The organism is Pseudomonas sp. GM78 (genome assembly GCF_000282475.1).
In the GTDB taxonomy this organism is placed as follows: domain Bacteria; phylum Pseudomonadota; class Gammaproteobacteria; order Pseudomonadales; family Pseudomonadaceae; genus Aquipseudomonas.
In genome coordinates this window covers 18,533-35,174 of record NZ_AKJF01000074.1, presented here as the reverse complement: position 1 = coordinate 35,174, position 16,642 = coordinate 18,533, and the positions used below count along the sequence as shown (strand labels likewise).

The window sequence follows — 16,642 nt, the reverse complement described above, 5'->3', positions numbered from 1 at the left end:
ATGTACCAATCGCTAGCCGATAAACTGGGGAACGTAAGCGTAAACCGCAAGCTGGGCGTCGGCTTCGGTCTTGTGCTGCTGCTGACGATGCTGATCACCTTCACCGGCTGGACCGGCCTGAGCGACGTTACCCGTCGCGGTGATACGCTGGGGTTCATTTCCGATATCAACGGGATGACCAAAGACCTGCGCATCGCCCGCCTGGACTACGAAATGCGCCGCGGCGAACAAGGCCCCGGTGCCGTGAATGATTTGCTGGGCAAGCTCGACTCCAACCTGCAAGCGGCTCGCCGGATGATCGAGCAACCCGCCGACGTGGCCATGGTCGACCAGCAATTGGCCGCCGTCAGCCAATACAAGCAAGCCTTCGCGTCCATGACCCAAATCAGCGCCAGCCGCGAAGACGCCCGCAGCAAACTGGGCGCCACCGCCGACAATGCCGTGGCCAAAGTCGCTGAAGTCGAACAATCCATGCTGCAAGGCGACAGCGTGGCGCAGTTCAACAGCGTGATCGACCTGAGCAAACTGATCCAGCAAGCGCGCTTCCAGGTGCGAGGCTACACCTACAGCGGTAAAGCCGAGGCCGAGCAGCCGGCGCTGGATGCCATCGACAACGCCCTGAAATACCTGCAAAGCCTGCCGGCGAAGCTGCCGGAACAACACCTCGGTAACCTGCAGCAAGCAACCGACTCGCTCAAAGCCTACCGCGCCGCGGTGAGCCAGTACCGTGATTCCCAGACCGCCAGCGCCGAAGCGTTCAAACACATGGCCGCCCAAGGGGAAATCCTGCTCCAGGTCAGCCAGAAGCTCACCGTTTCGCAAACCCTGGTGCGCGATACCGACGTGGCGCACGCCAAGAACATGCTGTTGCTGGCCACCGTCCTGGCCCTGGTCTTTGGCCTGTTTGCCGCCTGGGCCATCACCCGGCAGATCGTGATTCCGCTGAACCAGACCCTCAAGGCGGCCGAGCGCATCGCCGCTGGCGACCTGACCCACAACCTGCTCTCCAAGCGCCAGGACGAACTAGGCCAGCTGCAACGGGCCATCCAGAGCATGACCCAGGGCCTGCGTGAACTGATTGGCGGCATCAGCGACGGCGTTACGCAAATCGCCAGCGCCGCCGAGGAACTGTCCGCCGTTACCGAACAAACCAGCGCCGGCGTGACCAACCAGAAGGTCGAGACCGACCAGGTGGCCACCGCCATGAATGAAATGACGGCTACGGTGCAGGAAGTCGCGCGCAACGCCGAGGAAGCCTCCGAAGCCGCCGTCGCCGCCGATCAACAGGCCCGCGAAGGTGACAAGGTGGTCGGCGAAGCCATCGCGCAGATCGAGCGCCTGGCCCTGGAAGTGAGTCACTCCACCGAGGCCATGGGCGAGCTCAAGCGCGAAAGCGACAAGATCGGCAGCGTGCTCGACGTGATCAAGTCCGTCGCCCAGCAAACCAACCTGCTGGCGCTCAACGCGGCCATTGAGGCCGCCCGTGCCGGTGAAGCCGGACGTGGTTTCGCGGTGGTCGCCGATGAAGTGCGCAGCCTGGCGCAGCGCACCCAGAAGTCCACCGAAGAGATCGAAGAGCTGATCGTCGGCCTGCAAAACGGCACGCAGCAAGTGGCAAGCATCATGGACAACAGTCGCGCCCTGACCGACAGCAGCGTGGAGCTGACCCGTCGCGCCGGCGGCTCACTGGAGAACATCACCCGCACGGTGTCGGCGATCCAGGCGATGAACCAGCAGATTGCCGCCGCTGCAGAACAGCAGAGCGCCGTCGCCGAAGAGATCAACCGTAGCGTGCTGAACGTGCGCGATGTGTCGGACCAGACGTCGGCTGCGAGTGAAGAGACGGCGGCATCCAGCATCGAGCTGGCGCGGCTGGGGACGCATTTGCAGATGCTGGTGGGCAAGTTCAGGGTTTGAGGTGATGCGAGGTCCCAGGTTCGCTTGGGACCGAGGTGATGCAATCGCCAGCAGGCTGGCTCCCACAGGGATTGGTGTGAACACCACAAATCCACTGTGGGAGCTAGCCTGCTAGCGATTAGCGGCCCCCAAGGCCGCTGCTTTTAGAGGACCTGGCGGAGGAACGCCTGCGCCCGCGGATCCTTCGGCGCATCGAAGAACTCCGCTGGCGAAGCGTCTTCCAGCAATTTCCCGTGATCGAAAAACAACACCCGATCCGCCACTTCCCGGGCAAAGCCCATTTCATGGGTGACGCAGACCATGGTCATGCCCTCCACGGCCAGGTTTTTCATCACATCCAGCACTTCCCCGACCATTTCCGGGTCCAGCGCCGAAGTCGGTTCATCGAACAGCATGACCTTCGGCTCCATCGCCAACGCCCGGGCAATGGCCACGCGCTGTTGCTGACCGCCGGACAGGCGCGACGGAAACTCATTGGCCTTCTGCGCAATACCGACCTTTTCCAGCAGCGCCAGGGCCTTGGCCTCGCGCTCCTTCTTGCCGCGCTTGCGCACGACTTTCTGCGCCAGGCAGAGGTTTTCCAGCACGGTCATGTGCGGGAACAGGTTGAAGTGCTGGAACACCATGCCGACTTCGCGGCGATAGGCGTTCACGTCGGTTTTCGGGTCCGCCAGTTGCAGGCCATCGATACTCACCGAGCCCGAGTCGAACTCTTCAAGGCCATTGAGGCAGCGCAGGAAGGTCGACTTGCCGGAACCGGACGGACCGATCACTACCAGCACTTCGCCCTTGGCAACGTTGGTGCTGACGTTATCCACCGCACGCACCACCTGGCCGCGGGTGTCGTAGACTTTTACCAGATCGCGGACTTCAATCACTTTGCGCGAGCCTCCGCTCAAGCCGACTGGCGATTTTCGACAGCGGCAGGTTGATCAACAGGTACAGGCCGGCGACGCAGAACAGGATTTCGAACGGCGAGAACGAGGTGGTGATGACTTCGCGACCGCTTTTGAGCAGTTCGGTAATCGCGATCACCGACACCAGCGACGTGTCTTTCACCAGGCTGATGAACTGCCCGGCCAGGGGTGGCAGTACGCGTTTGAACGCCTGCGGCAACACCACATGACGCATCGACTGCCCCGCGCTCAAGCCCAGGGAGCGCGCGGCTTCGTTCTGGCCACGGGCAATCGACTGCACGCCGGAGCGGATGATTTCCGCCACGTAGGCGCCGGTGAACAGCGACAGCGCCGCGATCCCGGCGAATTCCCGGGACAGGTTCATCACCGTGCCGATAAAGAAGTAGAAAATGAAGATCTGTACCAGCAGCGGCGTACCGCGCACCAGCTCGACGTAGATGGTCGAGAGGTCGCGCAGGGTCGGGTTGTTCGACAGCCGGCACAGGCCTGTCGCCAGGCCGATCAACAGGCCGAGCACGCCAGACACCACCGACAGCCACAGCGTGGTCCACAGCCCCCACAACAGTGGGCCGGCGGCCCAGTGACGGGTGACGCCAATCACATCGCCTTCGGCCACGTCATCGCCTTGGGCGACTTGCAGGCTGTTGTCATCGACAGTCAGGTGTTGCTCGTCGCCGGCGTCATTGCGCAGGGTGACTTCAGCCTTGTCGCCCTTGCGCACCAATTCGCTGACGGTAGAGATGTCGGCGGCGCGCTGGGACTCTTCGGCGTGGTAGGCGAAGTACTGCGGTACGCGGTTCCAGCGCCATTCGTAGGACATCAGCGAGGTGGCGTAATACAACGCGCCGGCCAGGCCGATCAGCACCAGCACGGTCAGCACGTGCCAGGGCCATTGGGCTTTTTTCTGTTTCATTACAGGTTCCGGGATTTGTGTTGCCTTGGAGGCCTCATCGCCAGCAGGCTGGCTCCCACAGAAGAATGCATTTCATTGTGGGAGCCAGCCTGCTGGCGATTGGGCGCGACGCGGTCTATCTGACCGAGCCTTACTCCATGTCCTTCTGCCAAGCGGTGTCTTTGAACCACTTGTCATGGATGCGATCGTAGGTGCCGTCTTCGTGGATCTGGTGCAGGAAGTTGTTGATGAAGTTGATGCTGTCGTAGTCACCCTTCTTCAGCCCGAACGCCAGCGGCTCGTAGGTGAACGGCTTGTCGAGGAACACCAGCTTGCCGTTGCCAACCTTGTTAACGGCGACAACGTTGTAAGGCGCGTCGTAGATGAAGGCGTCAGCCTTGCCGTTGACCACGTCGAGCACGGCTTCCTGTTCGTTGTCATAACCGTGGTACTTGGCTTTGGAGATCAGCTTTTTAGCGACCATTTCGCCGGTGGTGCCGAGCTTGGAGGTGATGCGGTAGTCAGCGGTGTTCAGGTCTTTGTAGGACTTGACGGTGCCTTCCAGCTCCTTGCGGATCAGCAGGGTCTGGCCAACGACGATGAACGGTTCGCTGAAGTTCAGGCGCAGGTTGCGTTCCTGGGTCAGGGTCATGCCGCTGCCGATCATGTCGAACTTGTCGGTCAACAGCGCAGGGATGATGCCGTCGTAGCCGGTGGACACCAGCTCCAGCTTGACGCCCATGGCCTTGGTCATGGCTTTGAGGATGTCGACTTCGAAACCGATGATCTCGCCGCGTTTGTTGGTCATTTCGAACGGCATGTAGGTCGGGTCCATGCCGACTTTCAACGTGCCGCGCTTGACCGCGTCATCAATGGCACCGGCCTGCGCCGCGCTGACTGCAACCAATGCCGTGACGCCGACCAGCAGCATCGACAGATACTTCTTCATCTTCAAGCCCCCAAAACCATTGCGTTTGCGGCGCGAAATCGACAGTTTTCCAAGGAAAACAGACAGATACGGACACAAAGCGGTCCGGGCGCACCAATTCGGGGACGGATGCTAACGCACTTGCTCAATTGCACAAGGGTTGAGGCGGGATTTGTTGTGTTTTGACTGATCAAAAAAAACCCGCTTTCGCGGGTTTTTTTCGTTATGCCAACTGCGGCTGCACGCTCAGCGGCCTGAGCGGCAACAGCGGTGCATGCGGATCGGCCTGGACCGATTTGCGCCATGCGCCCAGCCACTCGGGGTGACCTTCGCTCCAGACCTGCTCATGCAGGCGAGCCAATGCCACCGGGTCGCTCAGCAGCTGTACACGCTCATTGTTGGTCAGGCCTTCAGGCCCTACCTTCATGGCGTGGCGCACTCGCTCGACCCGCAGCCATTCGATCGGCTCGGCCTCACGGTGACGCGAGGTCGCCAGCGAGCACGCCAGGGCGTTCTGCTGCGGATCGACCACCGAACGCACAAAGCCGTCGTTCAGCGCATGCCAGCGGTTCTCGTGGGTGTACTGATCAGTCGCCAACAACGCCTGCGGCGGATTGTATTCCTCAGGAATCAGGAACAGGCTCTCGTCACGGGACTTGAGGCCCAGGCCGACACGGCTGGAAATCACCGACACCGGGATCGACAGCATCAACGAACCGACAATCGGTACCAGCCACCACAGGAAGCTCGGGTTCAGCCAGATCACCAGCAGTGCCCAGAAGAAACCCAGCAAGGTCTGCGGCCCGTGGCGCTTGACCGCTTCGCTCCATGGCGTGGAGTCGTCGTCACGCTGCGGCGAGTTCCAGGTAGCGGCCCAGCCCAGGAACGCGGCGAGCACGAAACGGGTGTGGAAAATCATCCGCACCGGCGCCAGCAGCATGGAGAACAGCATCTCCAGCAGCATCGACAACGTCACCTTGAACTTGCCCCCGAACTCTTTCGCACCCTTGGCCCAGATCAGGATGATGCTCAGCAGCTTCGGCAGGAACAGCAATACGATCGTGGTCGAGAACAGCGCGATCGCCTTGTCCGGGTGCCATTGTGGCCACAGCGGATAGAGCTGGCGCGGTTCGAGGAAGTATTGCGGTTCCATCAGCGTGTTGACCGCCAGCAGCGCCGTCGACAACACGAGGAAGAAGAACCACAGCGGCGCCGACAGGTAAGACATCACGCCGGTCAGGAACACCGCACGGTGCACCGGGTGCATGCCCTTGACCAGGAACAGGCGGAAGTTCATCAGGTTGCCGTGGCACCAGCGACGGTCACGCTTGAGTTCGTCCAGCAGGTTCGGCGGCAATTCTTCATAGCTGCCCGGCAAGTCGTAGGCAATCCACACGCCCCAACCGGCACGACGCATCAGCGCGGCTTCGACGAAGTCGTGGGACAGGATCGCACCGGCGAACGCGCCTTTGCCCGGCAACGGCGCCAGGGCGCAGTGCTCGATGAACGGCTTCATGCGGATGATCGCGTTGTGGCCCCAGTAGTGGGATTCGCCCAACTGCCAGAAGTGCAGGCCGGCGGTGAACAGCGGACCGTACACGCGGGTGGCGAATTGCTGCATGCGCGCATACAGGGTGTCCATGCCCGACGCACGTGGCGCGGTCTGAATAATCCCGGCGTCCGGCGTGGCTTCCATCAGGCGTACCAGACTGGTCAGGCACTCGCCGCTCATTACCGAGTCGGCGTCGAGCACAACCATGTACTTGTAGTCACCACCCCAGCGACGGCAGAAGTCGTCGAGGTTGCCGCTTTTACGTTTCACACGACGACGACGGCGGCGATAGAAGATCTTGCCGAAGCCCTTGGCTTCACGGCAGACGTCCAGCCAGGCCTGCTGTTCGGCGACGCAGATGTCGGCGTCGTTACTGTCGCTGAGGACGAAGAAGTCAAAGCGATCCAGGTCACCCGTGGCGGCTACCGACTCGAACGTTGCGCGCAGACCGGCGAATACCCGAGGCACGTCTTCGTTACAGATCGGCATCACCAGCGCGGTGCGCGCGTCCTTCGGAATCGGTTCGTTGCCGGCGCTTTTGCCGGAGATACGGTATTTATCGTGACCGGTGAGCAACTCGAGGAAACCCATCAGCGCGGTCCAGAAACCGGCCGAAACCCAGCAGAACAGAATCCCGAAAAGTATCAGGATGCTGGTCTGCAAGGCATACGGCAGCACTTGCGTGGCGGTTTGCAGCAGCGGTTGGTGCAGGACTTCTTCAAGGTCGACGAACGACCAGCCCTGGTACGGCATGAGGCCTTTCATGAACCAGCCGGCGACGATGGTCTGGCCGAGCATCAGTACCAACAGAATGTAGCGACGGATCGAACCGACTGTCCGCCAGCGCGCCGCCGGCAGCACGTTCTCGTCTTTTGGCGGCTTCGGCGGGTTGGTGCGACCGGTCAGGCGTCGCCAGCCGCGCACCAGGATATTGGTACGCCATGGCTCCGGCACGACCTTGGTCCGACGAATCGGCGGGGTCGCCTTCAGGCATACGCGACCGCTGGCGTCGAGCGCCAGCATTTCGGCGTCCTGCAATTCTTCGGCGGTGCTCAGGGTCAGGCGCGTGCCAACCGAGGCCTGGGCGGCTTCGGTCGGTGCGTCGAACGCCTTGGACGACAGACGTTCATGCAGTTCGCTGAACGACCTGCAGCCCGCGAGTTCCGCGCGCTGCTGGTCGGTCATCGGCAGATGTGCCAGGTACTCGGACAGAGTCTCTGGCTGTACTTGAGAATTACTCATCGGCAGGCAACTGGTAGCTCCAGGTCTCGGTCAGGACTTCTTCAGTCGATGCCGATTCCGGTGTGGCTGGGACCGCGTCGGCAGCAGCAGGCTGCTTGACGTCATTGTTGTTCGCCTTGTCCTTGGCATCTGCAACTGGCTTGGCTTCGGCCTGTTTGGCCTCGGCGGCCTTCGCTTCCTTGTCCGCTTTCTCCGCTTGCTTGGCAGCTACCTTGTCGGCCTTGGCTACGGAAGAGGTGGAAGCTGGAATCGAAGTCTTGGCCAGATCGGCAGGCACGATGTTCTGCACAAGTGCCGCACGCATCTCGGTGGACTTGCTCGGGTCCTTGATCTTCATGCGCAACGTCAGGCGCCAGCCCTTGGTTTCAGGGTTGTAGCGCACGCTGTTCTCGACCAGCTCGGCGTTTTCGCCGACGCTGACCTGGCTGCGCACGTCTGTATCAGGCGCCAATGCCGCCAGGGACGGACCTTCAAAGTCCACCAGATAGGCAACGCTGCCATCCGGCTGACGAATCAGGTTGGACTGTTTCACGTCACCGGTGGACTTCAGCGTCTGACTGACCCAGGCACTGTCCGGTGCGTGCAGCGCCGCTTCGTCCATGGTCCAGTGCATGCGATAGGCGAAGTCCAGCGGCTGGCCTGGCTCCGGCAGCTTTTCCGGGCTCCAGAAAGCCACGATATTGTCGTTGGTTTCGTCGGCGGTCGGAATCTCGACCAGATCGACGGTGCCCTTGCCCCAGTCGCCTTTCGGTTCGATCCACGCGCTTGGACGCTTGTCGTAGCGGTCGTCGAGGTCTTCGTAGTGGCTGAAGTCACGGCCACGTTGCAGCAAGCCGAAACCACGCGGGTTCTCGACCGAGAAGTTGCTCACCGCCAGGTGTTTCGGGTTGTTCAGCGGACGCCAGATCCACTCGCCGTTGCCGGCATGGATCGCCAGACCGCTGGAATCGTGCAGCTCACGACGGTAGTTGAGGACTTTCGACGGCTGGTTGGCGCCGAACAGGAACATGCTGGTCAGTGGCGCGATGCCCAGTTTGCCGACCTTGTCACGCAGGAACATCTGCGCCTTGACGTCGACGATGGTGTCGCTGCCCGGACGCAGGGTCAGGCGATAGGCACCGGTCGCCCGTGGCGAATCCAGCAGGGCGAAGATCACCAGGTGCTTGTCGCCCGGCTTCGGCTGTTGAATCCAGAACTCGCGAAAACGCGGGAATTCTTCGCCGGACGGCAGTGCGGTATCGATCGCCATGCCGCGAGCGGACAAACCGTAGACGTGACCCTTGCCCACCACGCGGAAGTAACTCGCGCCCAGCATGGTCATGATTTCGTCTTGCTTGTCAGCCTTGTTGACCGGGTACAGGACGCGGAAACCGGCATAACCCAGTTGTTCGGTGGCCTTGGGATCGAACTTGACGTCGCCGAAATCGAAACGACTTGGGTCGTACTTGATCTCTTCGACGGTGTTCGCCGTGATTTCGTTAATTTTCACCGGAGTATCGAAATGCATGCCCTGGTGATAGAACGACAGCTTGAACGGGGTCTTCTGATCGGCCCATTCGGCTTTTTCAGTCAGGAAGCGAATTTTCTGATAATCGGCGAATTTCATCTCGCGAAATTCGTTCGGCAGGTTACTGCGCGGAGCTTCGTACTTCTGCCCGGCCAGCTCTTTTGCCTTGACCGATACATCATCCAGACTGAATGCCCAAAGCTGGCCGGCGCTGAGCAGGCACAGCAGTGCCGAGCCCGCTACCAATGCGCTACGAAACCGTTTGGCAGTCAATTTTGGTGCGTTACAGGGACTAACAATCACGAGCAACCCTCGCCGAAAACAGATCAAAAAACCAACGGCCAGTTAAAGGGCCAGCAGGTATCCGGTACGAAAAAACCGGTCCCGCAAACCACTCTTGCCAAGTTGGCGAGCATTGTTCCGACTCCGCTGGGGCAAAATGATTCCCCAATCGGATCCGGACAAGTCTCTACCTAAGTCAAAATGGACCAACGAACGCTGATCCCCGTAGCGCGCGATTATCTAGTAGGCCGCGTTACAACGCATCAGGGGTAACAAAGTATTTATCGGGGAAAACGCCTGTTTTCAGTCGAAAAGCGCTTAAAAAGTTGTTTCAAGCGCTTTCAGGTCTGTAACAGGAAGGTAACCGGGCCATCATTGACCAGGTGCACCTGCATATCCGCGCCGAATCTACCTGATGCCACAGTGCCATGCACCTGTTTCGCTTTGCTTAATAGATAGTCGAAAAGCTCTTCGCCCAAGGCCGGAGGGGCCGCGGTCGAGAAACTCGGGCGCAACCCGCTCTTGGTGTCGGCGGCCAGGGTGAACTGCGAGACCAGTAGCAACCCGCCCTTCACATCCGCCAGGGACAGGTTCATCTTGCCCTCAGCGTCGCTGAACACTCGATAGTTAAGCAGCTTATTGAGAAGTTTGTCGGCGCTGGCCCGCGTGTCGTCCGGTTCAACGGCGACCAGCACCAGCAAACCCTGGTCGACCGCGCCGACCACCTGCCCCGCGACCTCGACCCGCGCGCCGCGCACGCGCTGCAGCAGCCCCTTCATGCTTCGTCAGGGGCCAGATCGAGCAAGCGCCGCGCCATCCGATCGGCGGCGCGCACCAATGCATCGGTAATCCCCGGTTCAGCGGCAGCATGGCCAGCGTCACGGATGATTTGCAGTTCGCTGTTCGGCCAAGCCTGGTGCAGCTCCCAGGCGTTATCCAGCGGGCAAATCACGTCATAGCGACCATGGATTATCACCCCGGGCAAATGAGCGATTTTGTCCATGTCGCGAATCAACTGATTGGCTTCAAGGAACGCATTGTTGGTGAAGTAGTGGCATTCGATACGAGCGATGGATAGCGCGCGCTGGGGCTCGGAAAAACGATCGACTACCAAAGGGTTCGGCCGCAGGGTCGCGGTCCGGCCTTCCCACGTGGACCAGGCCTTGGCCGCGTGCATCTGGGCGATCTGATCGTTGCCGGTCAGGCGTTTGTGGAATGCGGTGAGCAAATCGTGGCGCTCATCCTGCGGGATAGGCGCGATGTAGTCCTGCCAGTAATCGGGGAACAGACGGCTGGCGCCCGCCTGATAGAACCATTCGATTTCCTGCGGGCGGCAGAGAAAAATCCCGCGCAGGATCAACCCGTGCACACGCTCCGGATGGGTTTGCGCGTAGGCCAGCGCCAGGGTCGAACCCCAGGAGCCGCCGAACAGCACCCACTTGTCTATACCCAGGTGCTCGCGGATTCGCTCAAGGTCGGCGACCAGATCCCAGGTCGTGTTGTTTTCCAGACTGGCGTGGGGGGTGGAGCGACCGCAACCACGTTGATCGAAGGTCACGATGCGGTACAGGTTGGGATCGAAGTAGCACCGGCTCGCCGCATCACACCCGGCGCCGGGACCGCCGTGAATGAACACCACCGGCAAACCTTGCGGTGAACCGCTTTCGTCGACATACAGCGTGTGGGTCTCGTCGACGGCCAGATCGTGCCGGGCGTGGGGTTTGATCTGCGGGTACAAAGTCTGCATTGCGCACTCCGTAAGGGGTCGAGGTCATCCCTGGGGGGACTTCTATTATTTTGCCGTTGGGCATCATAAACCCGAATTACGTCATTGAGCATGCACATGTAGAGTCAGAGTTATCGTTCCCACGCTCTGCGTGGGAATGCATCCCGTGACACTCTGCGTCACAGTGGACGCGGAGCGTCCATGGCGGCATTCCCACGCAGAGCGTGGGAACGATCAGTTGCAGGGTTACACGTTGTAATGCTTTTCGCCCCAGGCCAGCAGGCCTTGCAGCAATTCCTTCAACACCACCCGCGTCGGCTCGGCCAGATCCGGCCGATAACGGAACGGCTCGAACTCTTCCATATACGTGCACTGCCCCAGCTCCAGTTGCACGGCATGAATGTTTTCTGCCGGATTGCCGTAGTGACGAGTGATGTGCCCGCCCTTGAAGCGCCCGTTCAGCACATGGCTGTAGTCCGGGTGACCGGAGCAGATCGTTTCCAGCTGCGAAGCCAGCTGCGGATCACAACTGGCGCCGTTGAAGGTACCGAGGTTGAAGTCCGGCAGCTTGCCGTCGAACAGGTGCGGGATGATCGAGCGGATCGAGTGCGCGTCGAAAAGCAGTGCATAGCCGAATTCGGCTTTGAGGCGCGCCAGCTCTTGCTGCAAGGTACTGTGGTACGGCGTCCAGATCTGTTCCAGATAAGTTGCACGCTCTTCCTTCGAAGGCTCCAGGCCTTCGCGGAACAACGGGATACCGTCGAACAGGGTCGCCGGGTACAGACCGGTGGTGGCGCCAACATACAAAGGCTTGTCGTCGGACGGCCGGTTCAGGTCGATGACGAACCGCGAGTATTCGGCGGCGAGGGTGCTGGCACCCAGTTCGGCGGCGAAATCGTATAGCTGCGGGATGTGCCAGTCGGTGTCCGGTAAGCTTTTCGCGTCGGGGATCAACCCGGCTTCGACTGCAGGGGTCAGACGCACACCGGCATGAGGCATGCTGATCAGCAGCGGTACGCGCCCTTGTTTGAAGTTCAGAACCTTATCCACAACTGCTCTCCTACAGACTTGTTTCGACGCCGTGACGCACGACGCGTTTTTCCAGGTCGCCGCCCAGCCAGTAGCACAAGTCGGCCGGGCGATCGATTTGCCAGGCAACGAAATCCGCGACCTTGCCTGCCTCCAGCGAACCGTGGGTAGCGGACAAGCCCAATGCCGTGGCGGCATGAATCGTCGCGCCCGCCAGGGCCTCCTCCGGGGTCATGCGGAAACAGGTGCAGGCCATGTTCAACATCAAGCGCAACGAAAGCGCCGGCGAGGTGCCGGGGTTGAGGTCGCTGGCGATGGCGATTTTCACCCCGTGCTTGCGCAAGGCCTCCATCGGCGGCAATTGGGTCTCGCGCAGGAAATAGAAGGCGCCTGGCAGCAACACCGCCACCGTGCCGGACTTGGCCATGGCGATGGCGTCGTCTTCGGTCATGAATTCCAGATGATCGGCCGACAGTGCGTGGTAACGCGCCGCGAGGCTCGAGCCGTGCAGGGACGAGAGCTGCTCGGCGTGCAGCTTCACCGGCAGACCCAGTTCCCGGGCAGTGATGAATACGCGCTCAACCTGAGCTGGGGAAAACGCCAGGTATTCGCAAAAGGCATCCACCGCGTCCACCAGCCCTTCGGCAGCCAGGGCGGGGAGCATTTCACTGCAGATGTGATCGATGTAATCGTCGGCGCGATCGGTGTACTCCGGCGGCAAGGCGTGAGCCGCCAGGCAGGTGCTGCGCACGCTGACCGGCAGTTCGGCACCGAGACGACGGGCGACTCGAAGCATCTTGCGTTCGTTGGCCAGGTCCAGGCCGTATCCGGATTTGATTTCGATGCTGGTGACGCCGTCGCGCATCAGGCTTTTCAGGCGCTTGGCGGCGCTGGCGAACAGTTCGTCTTCGCTGGCCGCGCGAGTGGCACGCACGGTGCTGGCGATGCCGCCACCGCTTGCTGCAATTTCCGCGTAGCTGACGCCTTGCAGGCGTTGCTCGAATTCGCCACTGCGATTACCGCCGAACACCGTGTGGGTGTGGCAGTCGATCAGGCCGGGAGTGACCCAGGCCCCGTTCAATTCATTGACCGCCGGGTACTCGCCGGACGGCAGTTCACTGCGCGGGCCGACCCACTCGATGTGCGCACCGGACGTCACGATGGCCGCATCCTCGATGATCGAGTAGACGCCTTGGGCCATGGTTGCGACGTGGCAGTGTTGCCAGAGGGTTTTCATCCCTTAGTCTCCACAGTATTCAAAATCGAATCGCCAGCAGGCTGGCTCCCACAGAGGTACGCATTGCAACTGTGGGAGCCAGCCTGCTGGCGATGAGTCCATCACAGGCTAGGCAGCAACTTCGCCGAAACCAGCTCATTCAAGCAACGCGAAGCCAACAACTCGCTCGCCGCATTAATGTCCGGCGCAAAGAAGCGATCCTTCTCATAAAACGGCACTTCGTTACGCAGGATGGCGCGGGCCTTTTCCAGCTTTGGCGAAGTCTTCAGGCCATTGCGCAGGTCCAGGCCCTGAGCGGCGGCCAGCCATTCCACAGCCAGGATGCCACGGGTGTTCTCGGCCATTTCCCACAGACGCTTGCCCGCAGCCGGGGCCATGGATACATGGTCCTCCTGGTTGGCGGACGTCGGCAGACTGTCCACCGAATGCGGATGGGACAGCGCCTTGTTCTCGCTGGCCAGCGCCGCGGCGGTCACCTGGGCGATCATGAAGCCGGAGTTCACACCGCCATTGGCCACCAGGAACGGCGGCAGTTGCGACATGTGCTTGTCCATCATCAGCGAAATGCGGCGCTCGCTCAGGGAGCCGATTTCAGCGATGGCCAAGGCCATGTTGTCAGCGGCCATGGCCACCGGTTCGGCGTGGAAGTTACCGCCGGAAATCACGTCACCTTCGGCGGCGAACACCAGCGGGTTATCGGAGACGGCGTTGGCTTCGATCGCCAGCACTTCGGCAGCCTGGCGGAACTGGGTCAGGCAGGCGCCCATGACTTGCGGCTGGCAACGCAGGGAGTACGGGTCCTGGACCTTCTCGCAGTTTTCGTGCGAATCGGAGACTTCACTGCGCTCGCCCAGCAGATCGCGGTAAGCGGCAGCGGCATCGATCTGGCCTTTCTGGCCACGGGCGGCGTGGATGCGTGCATCGAATGGCGAGCGCGAACCCAGCACGGCTTCGACAGTCAGGCCACCGAGGGCCAGGGCGCCGGCGAACAGGTCTTCACCTTCAAACAGACCGCGCAGGGCAAACGCGGTGGACACTTGCGTGCCGTTGAGCAGCGCCAGGCCTTCTTTCGCGGCCAGGGTCAGCGGGGTCAGGCCGGCGACTTTCAGCGCTTCGGTGGCTTCCATCCACTCGCCCTTGTAGCGCGCCTTGCCTTCGCCCAGCAGCACCAGCGACATGTGCGCCAACGGTGCCAGGTCGCCGGACGCACCGACCGAACCTTTGAGTGGAATGTGCGGGTAGACCTCGGCGTTGATCAAGGCGATCAGCGCGTCGATCACCACACGACGGATTCCGGAGAAACCACGGCTCAGGCTGTTGACCTTGAGCACCATGACCAGGCGTACCAACGCGTCGCTGATCGGTTCGCCGACACCGGCGGCATGAGACAGCACCAGCGAGCGCTGCAGGTTTTCCAGGTCTTCGCTGGCGATACGGGTCGAGGCCAGCAGGCCGAAACCGGTGTTGATGCCGTAGGCGGTGCGGTTCTCGGCGAGGATCTGCTCCACGCAGGCAACGCTGGCTTCGATCTGGGCCGCGGCGCTGTGGTCGAGGGTGATTTTGACCGGTTGCTGATAAACATCACGCAGTTGGGCAAGGCTCAGTTGGCCGGGAATCAAATTAAGCGCAGTCATTTCATGCTCCTTTTGAGAGTTTGTTATTAACTACCAGACGCTCCGGATAATTCCGTTGTCCGTCGCTTCCCCCTTTTGTGAGGGGGCTGGCGCCTTGGCACGCTGGTTTTGTGTGGAAATCAGTTCAGATTCGGTAACGCCTTTTGCAACAAAGCCGGGTCTTTCAAAATGCTGGCGGCGGCGGCGATGTCCGGCGCCAGCCAGCGGTCCTGATCGTAGGCAGGCACGCGCTCACGCAACAGACGCCATGCCGCATCGGTACCGGCGCCGAAGCGCTGCTCTTTGAGAAATTCAAAGGCCTGGGCCGCCAGCAGGTACTCGATGGCGAGAATCTGCGTGCAGTTTTCCAGCGCGCGATGCAGCTTCAGCGCGGCGTTGGTGCCCATGCTCAGGTGGTCTTCCTGCAAGCCCGAAGTCACGTAGTTATCGAGCACTGCCGGTTGCGCCAGTTGGCGATTTTCCGCGCACAGCGAAGCGGCGACGTACTGCACGATCATCATCCCGGAGTTCACCCCGGGATTGGCCACCAGGAATGCCGGCAGACCGCTGACGTGCGGGTTGATCAAACGGTCCAGGCGACGCTCGGCGATGGAGCCGATTTCCGCCATGGCGATGGCCAGCAGGTCCGCCGCCAGCGCCACCGATTGCCCGTGAGGATTGGCCTGGGACATGACCCGGAAGTTGTCTGGCGTCCCCAACAGCAACGGGTTATCGGTGCAGCCGTTCAGTTCGGTTTCGACTTGCTTGATCGCGTGATCGAGCTGATCGCGAGCGGCGCCGTGCACCTGCGGGATCGAGCGGATGCTCAATGCATCCTGGGTACGAATGCCTTTGCTCTGTGCAATCACTTCACTGCCATCGAGCAACGCACGCAGGTTGATCCCGACCCGTTGCATGCCCGGATGCGGCTTGAGCGCGATGATCTCGGCATCGAACGCAGCGATCTGCCCACGTTGGGCCTCGAAGCTCATGGCGCTGATCACGTCGGCCCATTGCAGCAGGCGCGTGGCGTCGGCAATCGCCAGGCAGCTGAGGCCACTCATGCACGGTGTGCCATTGACCAGGCACAGACCGTCCTTGGCGCCGAGTTGAACCGGTTGCAGGCCTTCTTCGGCCAGTGCCTGTTGCGAAGGCACGACTTGCCCGCGATAGCTGACATTGCCGACCCCCAGCAGGGCAATACTGATGTGGGCCATGTGGGTCAGGTAACCGACCGAACCCTGGGACGGCACTTGCGGGGTGATGCCGCGATTGAGCAGCGCCAGCAGGGCTTCGACCACCCGACGATGCACGCCGGATTTGCCTTGGGTGAAGTTGAGGATCGCCGCACACATGATTGCGCGGGTCTGCTCGTCGGCCAACGGTGCGCCAACGCCGCAGGCGTGACTGAGCAGGGTATTGCGCGACAGCTGGCTCAGTTGTTCGTCTTTGAGCGAAACGTTGCACAAGGCGCCCAGGCCGGTGTTCACGCCATAGGCGCGTTCGCCGCTGGCGACGATGCGCTGGACGATTGCCTGGGCATTCTCGATGCGCGCCCAGGCCTGCGCCGACAGTTCAAGCGGTGCGCCGTGACGGGCGACTGCAACCACATCCTGCCAACGCAACGGGGCGTCGGCGATAACGATTTTTTCAGCCTGGGACATCACTAACCTCATACCTGAATATTGATGCAGCTTTACCGGCCTCATCGCGGGCAAGCCCGCTCCCACAGGGACAGGCTTTGTTACACAGATAGTGTGCATACCTCAGAACCTGTGGGAGCGGGCTTGCCCGCGAAGG

12 protein-coding genes and 1 pseudogene are annotated in these 16,642 nt (G+C 61.3%); 2 read left to right on the top strand and 11 right to left on the bottom strand.

The genetic code is table 11. The annotated features are described in order from the left end of the window. Positions 1-1,062: pseudogene (locus PMI35_RS35875) on the top strand (methyl-accepting chemotaxis protein); the annotation flags it as partial. Beyond that, positions 1,054-1,917, top strand: coding sequence for a methyl-accepting chemotaxis protein (locus tag PMI35_RS35870; RefSeq protein WP_442967302.1), 864 nt, complete (start codon positions 1,054-1,056; stop codon positions 1,915-1,917). The pseudogene PMI35_RS35875 and the gene PMI35_RS35870, both read left to right, overlap by 9 nt. A gap of 143 nt (positions 1,918-2,060) precedes the next feature. On the opposite strand, the gene PMI35_RS20175 is transcribed toward PMI35_RS35870, so the two are convergent. From PMI35_RS20175 to hutH (PMI35_RS20225), 11 genes are all read right to left on the bottom strand, one after another. Beyond that, positions 2,061-2,795: an amino acid ABC transporter ATP-binding protein gene (locus PMI35_RS20175; protein WP_008058081.1), complete on the bottom strand. Its 735-nt coding sequence runs from the start codon at positions 2,793-2,795 to the stop codon at positions 2,061-2,063. Then, positions 2,788-3,747, bottom strand: a complete 960-nt coding sequence (locus tag PMI35_RS20180) for an amino acid ABC transporter permease (RefSeq protein WP_008058080.1) — start codon at positions 3,745-3,747, stop codon at positions 2,788-2,790. Before PMI35_RS20180 ends, PMI35_RS20175 begins: the two co-directional genes overlap by 8 nt. 130 nt (positions 3,748-3,877) lie before the next feature. Next, positions 3,878-4,675 (bottom strand): transporter substrate-binding domain-containing protein, encoded by a 798-nt coding sequence (locus PMI35_RS20185; RefSeq protein ID WP_032831511.1) that lies wholly within the window; start codon positions 4,673-4,675, stop codon positions 3,878-3,880. 202 nt (positions 4,676-4,877) lie between these two features. Continuing rightward, complete coding sequence (gene mdoH / locus PMI35_RS20190; protein WP_008058075.1) at positions 4,878-7,448, bottom strand: glucans biosynthesis glucosyltransferase MdoH; 2,571 nt, start codon at positions 7,446-7,448, stop codon at positions 4,878-4,880. Further along, entirely contained in the window at positions 7,441-9,258 is a 1,818-nt protein-coding gene (locus PMI35_RS20195; protein ID WP_008058074.1) for a glucan biosynthesis protein G, read from the bottom strand. The genes mdoH and PMI35_RS20195 overlap by 8 nt, the downstream gene beginning before the upstream one ends. A 320-nt stretch (positions 9,259-9,578) precedes the next feature. Next, a complete protein-coding gene (gene dtd, locus PMI35_RS20200) occupies positions 9,579-10,016 on the bottom strand; it encodes a D-aminoacyl-tRNA deacylase (protein ID WP_008058072.1) in 438 nt (145 codons plus the stop codon). Further along, entirely contained in the window at positions 10,013-10,984 is a 972-nt protein-coding gene (gene pip, locus PMI35_RS20205) for a prolyl aminopeptidase (protein ID WP_008058071.1), read from the bottom strand. The genes dtd and pip overlap by 4 nt, the downstream gene beginning before the upstream one ends. Positions 10,985-11,209: 225 nt before the next feature. Next, on the bottom strand, positions 11,210-12,013 hold the full coding sequence (gene hutG, locus PMI35_RS20210) for an N-formylglutamate deformylase (RefSeq protein ID WP_008058070.1): 804 nt from the start codon (positions 12,011-12,013) through the stop codon (positions 11,210-11,212). 10 nt (positions 12,014-12,023) lie between these two features. Then, positions 12,024-13,229, bottom strand: a complete 1,206-nt coding sequence (hutI, locus tag PMI35_RS20215) for an imidazolonepropionase (protein ID WP_008058069.1) — start codon at positions 13,227-13,229, stop codon at positions 12,024-12,026. Between the two features lie 101 nt (positions 13,230-13,330). Then, entirely contained in the window at positions 13,331-14,863 is a 1,533-nt protein-coding gene (hutH, locus tag PMI35_RS20220; protein WP_008058068.1) for a histidine ammonia-lyase, read from the bottom strand. Positions 14,864-14,982: 119 nt separating this feature from the next. Continuing rightward, positions 14,983-16,506: a histidine ammonia-lyase gene (gene hutH / locus PMI35_RS20225; RefSeq protein ID WP_008058067.1), complete on the bottom strand. Its 1,524-nt coding sequence runs from the start codon at positions 16,504-16,506 to the stop codon at positions 14,983-14,985. Between the last annotated feature and the right edge of the window lie 136 nt (positions 16,507-16,642).